Source organism: Xanthovirga aplysinae (assembly GCF_009711365.1).
Lineage (GTDB): Bacteria > Bacteroidota > Bacteroidia > Cytophagales > Cyclobacteriaceae > Xanthovirga > Xanthovirga aplysinae.
The window spans coordinates 1-9,971 of record NZ_SMMB01001162.1 but is presented as its reverse complement, the minus strand read 5'-3'; the positions used below and the strand labels follow the sequence as shown (position 1 = coordinate 9,971).

7 protein-coding genes are annotated in these 9,971 nt (G+C 38.5%); 4 read left to right on the top strand and 3 right to left on the bottom strand.

What is annotated here, in order from left to right:
- From E1171_RS15050 to E1171_RS15040, 3 genes are all read right to left on the bottom strand, one after another.
- A partial coding sequence (locus E1171_RS15050) for a DUF2589 domain-containing protein (protein ID WP_155206869.1) occupies nucleotides 1–583 on the bottom strand: 583 nt, incomplete at its 3' end.
- A gap of 41 nt (nucleotides 584–624) precedes the next feature.
- Nucleotides 625–1,551, bottom strand: a complete 927-nt coding sequence (locus E1171_RS15045) for a hypothetical protein (protein WP_155206868.1) — start codon at nucleotides 1,549–1,551, stop codon at nucleotides 625–627.
- A gap of 117 nt (nucleotides 1,552–1,668) precedes the next feature.
- Nucleotides 1,669–2,295, bottom strand: coding sequence for a DUF2589 domain-containing protein (locus E1171_RS15040; RefSeq protein ID WP_155206867.1), 627 nt, complete (start codon nucleotides 2,293–2,295; stop codon nucleotides 1,669–1,671).
- A 555-nt stretch (nucleotides 2,296–2,850) separates the two neighbouring features.
- On the opposite strand from E1171_RS15040, the gene E1171_RS15035 reads away from it, so the two are divergent.
- The 4 genes from E1171_RS15035 to scpA all read left to right on the top strand — a co-directional run.
- A complete protein-coding gene (locus tag E1171_RS15035; protein WP_155206866.1) occupies nucleotides 2,851–4,800 on the top strand; it encodes an aconitate hydratase in 1,950 nt (649 codons plus the stop codon).
- Between the two features lie 467 nt (nucleotides 4,801–5,267).
- On the top strand, nucleotides 5,268–7,127 hold the full coding sequence (locus tag E1171_RS15030; RefSeq protein WP_155206865.1) for a methylmalonyl-CoA mutase subunit beta: 1,860 nt from the start codon (nucleotides 5,268–5,270) through the stop codon (nucleotides 7,125–7,127).
- A gap of 16 nt (nucleotides 7,128–7,143) precedes the next feature.
- Entirely contained in the window at nucleotides 7,144–7,824 is a 681-nt protein-coding gene (locus E1171_RS15025) for a nucleoside/nucleotide kinase family protein (protein ID WP_155206864.1), read from the top strand.
- A gap of 68 nt (nucleotides 7,825–7,892) precedes the next feature.
- Nucleotides 7,893–9,971, top strand: a 2,079-nt coding sequence (gene scpA, locus E1171_RS15020; RefSeq protein ID WP_155206863.1) for a methylmalonyl-CoA mutase, incomplete at its 3' end; no start/stop codon positions are given.

Below are 9,971 nucleotides of genomic sequence, written 5' to 3'. Positions count from 1 at the left end.
TTGGATGCTTGACTTTGCTGCTACTTTCTTCCTCAACTAATCCTAATAATTTGGATAAACCGGATGGCATATCTGATTGTTCTACATTCATTTTTACACGAATTTGATAGTCGGTGGAACTGGTGTTCTCCCTGGAGTTTACTCCCATGGTAGCAGAAAATCCTATCCTGTCTGGAGAAAGAGCACGATCCTGTTCAAGGTCTTTCTTCCCATAAGTTTTATTTAAGGGGCTAAGTGATTCCCTTTTGAAATCGGTTACTTTTAGATTAAATTCTAATTCTGCATTTTTGATGCTTAGCAAAGGAATAGGTAAAAGTGTCAATAAGGGAATGCTGGTCTCTTTTATTACTTCTTGCCCATTGCTGTTGGTCCCTTTATGCGTAAAGGTTAACATTTTCAATTTTCCATAGCCTTCTTCTTCTCCATTTTGCTCGAAACCATGGGTCAAAATGTATTGTAAGGAGCTTTGAACGGCCTGAACTTCGGCTTCAACCAGGGCATGCAGAGGGGCTCCAATTAATTGATAAAGCGAAAGAGACTTTACCTTGTTGATGCTGTATTTGTTATTATCGTGTTTATCCATTTCTTTGATAGAGGTGGTCCAAAGTATAGTTATTTAGATGATCAATCAGGTATCAGTTTATGACTCTCCTCCCCATCTAGTGCTGTCCATGTGTAGTTTTTTAAGGTAGTTTTGATCCTCACTGTGCACAGTTTGTTCAAGTCAATTGATTCCAGTTTGTCAGCTGATACATTCACATAGGTGTTTACCTCTTCAAATGGGATATTTATGACTCTTTTAAATCTTTTTTTCATGTCCTGCAATTGGTTGACAATTGCATTGATCATTTGGGATCGGAATATTTGTTCTTTTTCTGAACCTTGCTCTAGATTGAAAGCCCCAAAGAAATCTTGATTTAAAAGGGCTTGATGATTTTTTTCCCCATCATCTAATGTAAGGAAATCTCTTTTCTGAAACCCTCTAAATAGTAAGTCCATCAGGCCTTGAGCCAAAATATGAGTGTCAATTTCTACCTGTTCAGGAATATCTTTTCCTTGAAGTTGACAAAAAGTGACGGCATAATCCATCCACCTTTTATATCCCCATAAAAAGTATTCATTAATGAGTTTTTCCAGTTGAATGCCTAGAGCATTAGATTGGAGTTTTTGGCAGATGTTTTCCCATTCATCAGCATGTTCCTTTCTTAAAACTTGAAAATCATCCTTTTGGTAAAAGTTAAGAATGGATTGTATAATGGTATTTTTAACTAGATTGTCATACAATTGAAAGATATGCTTTATCCTTCGATCTAAAACCTCGGCACGATAAGGCTCTTTTTTTACTTCATCAAAGGCAAACTTTAGCTCTAGGTCTAATTCTTTTATTTCGGAACGAGGTACAGGGAAAACTTTCATAATATCATCCTGCTGGTATACTCGGCTTAACTCCCGAGAGTATTTATCAGATAAAAACCTTGAATCTGATACCTCTTTTAAAACTGCTCCTAATACTTCCCGAAGGCTGATTAAATCCTTGGATTGTTCTGACATATCACTAAAAATAAGTGCTGTAAAATCAAAAAATATGAGGGCCGAACCTGTTATAAGGTCCGGCTATCTAATAGTTATCAATGGATTTACCCTTGAATTGATTTCGGTTTATTGAAATCAGGGATTTTTAGCTTCAACGCTTTTTGCCTTATCCACTCCATTGGATGGCTTCAATTGATGTGTTACTTGATCTTCGAGAATATTCAACATGCGTGATAATCCTGCTGGTATATCATCTTGTTGGGCATGCACATTAATATCCATCGTGTATTCGGTTGAGTAACGGGAATCTTTAGTGGAAGAAGAGTCCTTTTTACTGGAAACCGAAGCGTTCATATTGGCCTTAAAAAACAAATATTTTGCTGAAGCACTGATGGAGGCATCCATGGCCAGGCTGTTGGATTTTTTGGTTTGTTCGGTTTCAATTGAGGTAATCTTAGCTTTAAAGTTTAGATTAAACTCGTTGATCCGAATAAACGGAATAGGAACAATAGTTAATACTGGTACATCCACCTGGAATGTTTGCTCTGTTCCTGTTGTGTCCCTTTTTTTATAGGTAAAGGAAACATAACGTACTTCTTTGGTGGTCTCCTTGTTATTTGTAATAGTCTTAAACCCTACATCATTGATAAAGTCTACAGTCGAACGAGCGGCTATTGCTTGCGCTTCTACTGTGGCTTTTAACGGATCACCAATTAGAGTTCCAAAAGGGATGGAGGCGAGTTGTTCGTTTGGATTTGCCATGGTTTATTAAATTTAAATAGTTGAAAATTCGCAAAAAAAATTTTTACATTCCTTTTTTGTCACACTATATTTCCTTGAAATATATGTGCGATAAATTTAATATACTAATTGATAATATAAAAAATAAGTATTTCGATACCAAATTTAGTATATAAATATATGGCAAAATTTTATTAATGATTTGATAATTTGGTGATTTTCAGAAGGTTTTATTGGGATTTATTTAGAAAATTCGAGCACTTAAATAATGTGGATATCTGACAAAAGAATTATTAAATTGGTGGAGGGGGAGTGACTTTATACAATCCTTTCTTGTTTTTTTATGGTTCAGTAATATGTCGGCTTACTAAATAGAAGGGGTTTTTGGGTGGAAGTGTTTTTTGATAAAAAAGATTTTTACAGATTATGAGCGGTCAAGGTAAGAGTTTTAAAAAAAGAGAAAGCAAGTAATTTAAAAGTAGATAAGGAAGGAAGAATTTTTAAATCTTTTAATTAATTTATTGTCTCATTACTTCTACTTGGTTGTATAGTTCCTTCCTTTTTAATCCCATAGTCATGAATGCCACACATAAACTTCTCCATTCACATTTGATTTCAGGTAAATTAGAAGTTGGAACTGAAATCGGGTTACGGATTGATCATATCTTACAGCAGGATGCTACAGGAACCTTAGTGATGCTAGAATTAGAGTCCTTAGGATTGGCAAGAACGAAAGCAGAGGTAGCTGTGCAATATGTGGATCATAATCTTTTGCAAACAGATTTTAGAAATGCAGATGATCATCGTTTTCTACAATCTGCTTCTGCTCGTTTTGGTTATTGGTTTAGTCGTTCAGGGAATGGCATTAGCCATGCTGTGCATATGGAACGATTTGGAATACCGGGTAAAACCCTTTTGGGATCAGATAGTCATACTTGTGCTGGTGGAGGACTAGGTATGTTGGCCATTGGAACCGGAGGGTTAGACGTTGCACTGGCTTCAGCAGGTGAACCTTACTTTGTAAAAATGCCTAAAGTGTTGGGGGTGAAATTAACAGGACTGTTACCCGATTGGGTGAGTGCTAAGGATGTGGTACTTGAAATGCTACGTCGTCATGATGTCAAAGGAGGGAGAGGGTTTATCATTGAATATTTTGGAGAAGGTTTAAAAACACTTTCAACTTGGGATCGACATGTTATTGCCAATATGGGAACAGAAATGGGTGCTACTACCTCAGTATTTCCCTCGGACGAAATTACTCGTTTTTTCCTAAAGCAACAGAAAAGGGAAAAAGATTGGGTAGAATTGGAAGCAGATAGCGAGGAGGAGTATGATGAGTTGGAGGAAATTCATTTAAATGATTTAATTCCATTAATAGCCTGTCCTAGTAGCCCGGGAAAGGTGGTTCCAGTTAAAAAAGTAAAAGGGACAAAAGCGGCCCAGGTGGTGGTGGGCTCTTCTGCAAATCCCGGTTTAAGAGATTTTGCTGTTGTTTCAGAAATTTTAAAAAACAAGACCATTGCTAGCCAAATGTCATTGGATATCAATCCTTCATCTCGTCAAACTTTTCAAAATCTTATTGAAGGAGGGCGGTTGGCGGCCCTTCTGCAAGCAGGAGGAAGAATTCATCAGACGGGTTGTATGGGTTGTATTGGGATGGGGCAGGCTCCAGCAAGTGGAAGCATTAGTTTACGTACCATGCCAAGGAATTTTCCGGGTCGGTCTGGTACTTTGGATGATCAGGTGTATCTCTGTAGTCCGGAAACCGCAGCTGCTACGGCTTTGTGCGGAGAAATTACTGATCCAAGAGATTTGGAAAATAGATACCAAATGATTTATCCAAAATGGAAGGAACCCAAAGAGATCAATATAAATACTCAAATGCTTTTGCCTCCACCTTCATTGGAGGAATCCCAAAATATTCAATTAATAAAGGGGCCAAATATTAAAGGGCTTCCAGAGTTTTCTGCCCTTGAAGATGGTTTTGAAGTATCTGTTTTGCTCAAAATGGCTGATAATATTTCTACAGATGAAATCTTAAAGGCAGGAAGTGATGTGTTACCCTTAAGGAGTAATGTGGAAGAGCTCAGCAAGTTTTCGTTTTACGTAATCGATCAAAGCTTTTATGAGCGCTCCCAAGCGGCAATTCAAGGACATGTAGTGATTGCAGGTGAAAACTATGCCCAGGGAAGCAGTAGGGAACATGCTGCCCTTTGTCCACGCTTTTTGGGACAAAAGGCTGTCCTGGCAAAAAGTTATGCAAGAATAGGTTGGCAAAATCTGATCAATTTTGGAATAATTCCTTTTGAATTTGTTCACCCTCAGGATTATGAAGATTTAACTGTAAATGATAAAATAACCTTCAAAGATCTAAAGAAAAAATTAAGTCAAGGAGAACGGGTGACCGCCCATGTAGTAAAAAAAAATAAGGACATTGAACTGACAAATAGATTAAGCGAGAGACAAATCAAGATTATTTTAGCAGGGGGGTTAATAAATTACATCAGGTCACGACTTAAAAAATAGGAGATGAAATACTTTATGGATTCCCTAAACTTTTATTTTTACAATGTTGCCCAGGATGTTTTTTTATTCTGAATCATAAAAAAAGGTAGGTAAAATTCTTCAGTTTGGGGTGGAGAAAAACCTAACATTAGCCAAAGTCTCTTTTACTTTTTAATATAGGATTCTTTTAAGATGAGAAAAAGGTTTAAGAAAAGGAGCATTTTGTCAGTTAACCAAGAGGAATTAAGGACAAATAGGTAAAAATTTATTTTTAAGAAGTAGAAATCTTAATTTTAGGGGAAACAAAAATTTTTTAAGTGGTCAAGAAACTGATCATGGCTTTAAAAGATGTTTAAAAATTATTAGGGATAAACTTTTTGTACCTGCCATATTTGATTTACATAGCCTCTAAAGGTTTGAATATCATCCTGTGGCCACCGCAATTTTAGTTCCCTAAGGAATAAATCATTATTAATTATTTTCAAGATATGAAGCAGGAAAAAGAAAGCAAGCCTCTTTTTTCATCATTTAAGCCGGTTAATTACCAACAATGGAAAGATAAGGTGACTTTGGACTTGAAGGGTGCCGATTTTGATAAAAAACTGCTTTGGAAAACTCCGGAAGGATTTATTCAAAGACCTTATTATACTCAGGAAGATCTTCAACCTTTAGATTATTTGGAGGCTTTTCATGCACAGTGGGGAAGAGAGGAAATTCCCGGTCAGGGTCTAAGGTCTTGGTCAAATGTGCAAACGATTACGGTGGAAGATGAAGAAAAGGCCAATAAGGAGGCCATTGACGCCCTTATGCAAGGAGCTGAAGGAATTTGCTTTCAGGTAAATGCCCCCGTTTCTCTTCAAGTACTTTTGCAGGGGATTCAACTTGAATATTGCCAGCTTTCCTTCCATGCTCAGGAAAATGGCCTTCAATTGTTAAAATCATATTTTAGTTATGTGCATGAACAAAATGTAGATTTTAAATCATTAAAAGGGTTTTTAAATGTAGATGTACTGACTCAATGGATAACAAAGGGGGATTTGGATGAAAATGCTTGGGAGCATTTGAAAGAGGCAGTTGTAATTGGAGATCAAGCCCCTCATTTTTTCCCTATAATGGTAAATAGTCATCCTTTTCATGATTCCGGAGCTAATGTAGTGCAGGAATTGGCTTTCACCTTAGGTATGGCCGTGGCATATCTGGACCATTTGACTGAAAGAGGTGTTAAGCCGGAAGTCGTAATTCGGAATATGGCCTTCAATATGGCTGTTGGTAACAGTTATTTTATGGAGATAGCAAAGTTAAAGGCATTCCGTTTGTTATTCTTTCAAGTTGCCCAGGCTTACGGGTTAAAGGATTACAATTTAGGGGATTTGTTTATACATGTTGTTTCTGGGGAATGGGACCAGACCCTTTATGATACACAAGTGAATATGCTTCGAAATACTACTACCGCAATGGCTGCCATTATTGGTGGGTGCAATTCTCTTAGCCTTTCGGCTCATGATGCGGTTTTTAAAAACTCCACCAAGAGAGCGAAACGAATTGCCCGAAATGTATCCACTATTCTCAAAGAAGAATCCTATTTGGACAAGGTAGTTGATCCGGCAGCGGGAGCTACTTATATAGAAAGGTTGTCGGATAGTTTGGTTAAACACGCTTGGGAACTTTTCCAAAAAACCGAAGGCGAGGGAGGTTTTATCCAATCCTTTAAAAACGGCTTAGTGCAGCAACAAATTGATAACTCTAAGAAAGAGAAATTAAATCGTATTGCCTATGGTCAGGAAGTTAAAATTGGAACCAATCAATTTCCAGATCTAAAAGAAAGTATAGAACCTGAAGAGGTAAGATCAATAAAAAAGGCAAGAGGGGTTGAATGGCCACTTTTGCAGCCCCAGAGAGGAACACTTTCTTTTGAGGCTATTCGATTGCGAACTGAACAGTGGATAAGGGAGGGGTATTCCCGTCCTGCTGCTTTTCTGGCATTGACAGGAAATAAAATGATGCGAAGAGCAAGAGCTTCTTTTTCCACTAATTTTCTTGGATGTGCTGGTTTTGGGGTGGAGGAAGAGAAAATTTATGATGACTTTGATCTTATGGTAGAAGAATCTAGTAAAAGTTCCTCCGAAATAGTTGTGTTCTGCAGTTCGGATGAAAATTACCTGGAAATGGCAGCACTATTTGCCCGGCAATTTAAAGCCAAGGGAACTAAGCAACTTTTAATCCTAGCAGGAGATCCAAAAGAGAATGAGCTGGCCTGGAAGGAGGCAGGTTTTGATTGTTTCATCCATAAAAAGGTGAATGCGGTAAATCTTCTTACAGCTTTGCAGGAAAAGTTGTTTAAGCTATAGGCCAATTTCTTTTAAAATGGAACCAAACGAATTATTTGAAAAAATAGAAAAAGGCATTTTGTTTATTAAGAAGCAAAAAGAAAAGCCTGTCAGGGTAGCTATCAATGGAATTGAGGGCACTGGGAAAACAGTTTTTGCTCAAAATCTTACCACCTTTTTAGTTTCTAGGGGCTTAACAGCTATTCAGGTTTCTATTGATGGTTTTCATTTTAACAAAGAGGTCCGATATCAACAAGGGAGAGATTCGGCAAAGGGGTATTATGAGGATTCCTATAATGAATTGGCTTTTGTAGAAAAAGTTTTGATGGCTTCTCAAGGAGAAAAGCCTAATTATACAATGGCCATTCACGATTTGGAAACCGATGAAGTTTTAAATTTAGAATCGATCGAAATACCCAATGATGCAATATTAATTACAGATGGAGCCTATTTATTTAAACCGAATTACAGGAATCATTGGGATCTGAAAATTTATTTGAAAACTGATTTTAAAACCGCTTTGGAAAGGGGCGTTAATCGTGACATGGAACGCTTGGGTGGATATGAAGCTACCAAAGATAAGTTTAAAAATCGTTATCACCGAGCTTCAATGCTATATATCTTAGAAGTAAAACCTGAAGAATTTGCGGATATTATTGTTAACAATACGGACTTTAAAAATTTGAAGTTGATCGAAAATACTGTGCAAACAAAGTGAATTTGTTGAAAAAGTAGTGGGATTAAAAGTATTAGCCACTTTTCATTATTCACTCTAAACAAACTTAAATGAAACCCGATTTTAAAAATATATCCTATAAACAGTTTAGACCGGAGCCCATTAAAAATGGTAGCTCATCTACCTGGAAAACAGCCGAGAAAATAGAAGTAAAGCCCATTTTTAATAAGGAAGATTTGCTTCAAATGGAGCATCTGGACTTTTCGGCTGGAATTCCGCCATATTTGCGGGGCCCTTATAGTAGCATGTATGTCCAGCGTCCTTGGACTATCCGACAATATGCCGGGTTTTCCACAGCGGAAGAATCCAATGCTTTTTATCGTAGAAATTTAGCAGCAGGACAAAAAGGTCTTTCTGTGGCTTTTGATTTGGCTACACACCGGGGTTATGATTCTGACCACCCCAGGGTAGCTGGAGATGTGGGTAAAGCTGGGGTGGCCATTGATTCGGTACTGGATATGAAAATATTATTTGATCACATTCCCTTGGATCAAATGTCTGTTTCCATGACGATGAATGGGGCTGTAATTCCAATCTTGGCCTTTTACATTGTGGCTGCAGAAGAACAGGGTGTAAGTCCTGAAAAGCTTAGTGGAACCATTCAGAACGACATTCTGAAAGAATTTATGGTTCGGAATACCTATATCTATCCTCCTGCTCCATCCATGAGAATAATTGCCGATATTTTTGCCTTTACCTCCAAGAATATGCCCAAGTTTAACTCCATTAGTATCAGCGGGTATCATATGCAGGAGGCTGGGGCTACGGCAGATTTAGAGCTTGCTTATACGCTGGCAGATGGGTTGGAGTACTTACGAACTGGAATAAAAGCCGGAATGGATATAGATGCATTTGCACCTCGTGTTTCCTTCTTTTGGGCAATTGGCATGAATCATTTTATGGAAATTGCTAAAATGAGAGCGGGAAGGTTATTGTGGGCGAAGATAGTACAACAATTTAATCCCAAGAATCCAAAATCATTGGCCTTGAGAACCCATTCCCAAACATCGGGGTGGAGTTTGACTGAGCAGGATCCTTTCAATAATGTAACACGTACTTGTGTGGAGGCATTAGCGGCGGCTCTTGGTCATACCCAGTCCTTGCATACTAATGCGCTGGATGAGGCTATTGCCCTTCCAACGGACTTTTCTGCACGAATTGCCCGTAATACCCAGCTCTATTTACAACAAGAGACGGATATCACTAAAGCTATAGACCCTTGGGCAGGATCTTATTATGTGGAATACCTAACTCACCAATTGGCTCATCGTGCCTGGGAACTGATACAGGAGGTGGAAGAATTGGGTGGAATGGCCAATGCTATTGAAACAGGCCTACCAAAATTGCGTATTGAAGAGGCCGCCGCTCGTAAACAAGCTCGTATAGATTCCGGTAAGGATGTGATTGTGGGGGTTAACAATTACCAAACTGAGGAAACAACCGAAATAGAGTTGCTCGAAGTAGATAATACAGCAGTAAGAAATGAGCAGATTGAACGCTTGAATAGGATGAAAGCGGAGAGAAATCAAATAGAAACTGAAGAGGCTTTAGCCGCTTTAACTCAATGTGCAGAAAGCGGAGAAGGTAATTTATTGGAAAAAGCAGTGGATGCTGCCAGAAAAAGAGCTTCTTTAGGTGAAATATCGATGGCAATGGAAAAAGTATTTGGACGACATAAAGCAGAAATTCGTTCGGTGGCTGGGGTGTATTCCAGTGAAGTTACAGAAGACGAAGATTTCCGTAAAGCAAAAGATTTGGCTGATGATTTTGCCAAATGGGAAGGGCGCCGACCTCGTATTATGGTTGCAAAAATGGGACAGGACGGGCACGATCGTGGAGCTAAAGTGATCGCTACAAGTTTTGCCGATATGGGTTTTGATGTGGATATCGGTCCTTTATTCCAAACTCCGGAAGAGGTGGCCCAGCAGGCTGTGGAAAATGATGTGCATATTGTGGGTGCTTCTAGTTTGGCTGCCGGGCATAAAACCTTGGTGCCGCAATTGATTGAAGCATTGAAAAAGCTGGGTAGGGAGGATATAATGGTGGTTGCTGGGGGTGTAATTCCTCCAAAGGATTATGAATTTTTGTACAAAGCGGGAGTTACGGCTGTTTTTGGTCCGGGAACTGTG

Excerpts from the sequence above, each read along its gene's own strand:
- E1171_RS15045 (WP_155206868.1), bottom strand. The coding sequence starts at position 1,551 with ATGTCAGAACAATCCAAGGATTTAATCAGCCTTCGGGAAGTATTAGGA.
- E1171_RS15025 (WP_155206864.1), top strand. The coding sequence starts at position 7,144 with ATGGAACCAAACGAATTATTTGAAAAAATAGAAAAAGGCATTTTGTTT.
- E1171_RS15030 (WP_155206865.1), top strand. The coding sequence starts at position 5,268 with ATGAAGCAGGAAAAAGAAAGCAAGCCTCTTTTTTCATCATTTAAGCCG.
- E1171_RS15040 (WP_155206867.1), bottom strand. The coding sequence starts at position 2,295 with ATGGCAAATCCAAACGAACAACTCGCCTCCATCCCTTTTGGAACTCTA.
- E1171_RS15035 (WP_155206866.1), top strand. The coding sequence starts at position 2,851 with ATGAATGCCACACATAAACTTCTCCATTCACATTTGATTTCAGGTAAA.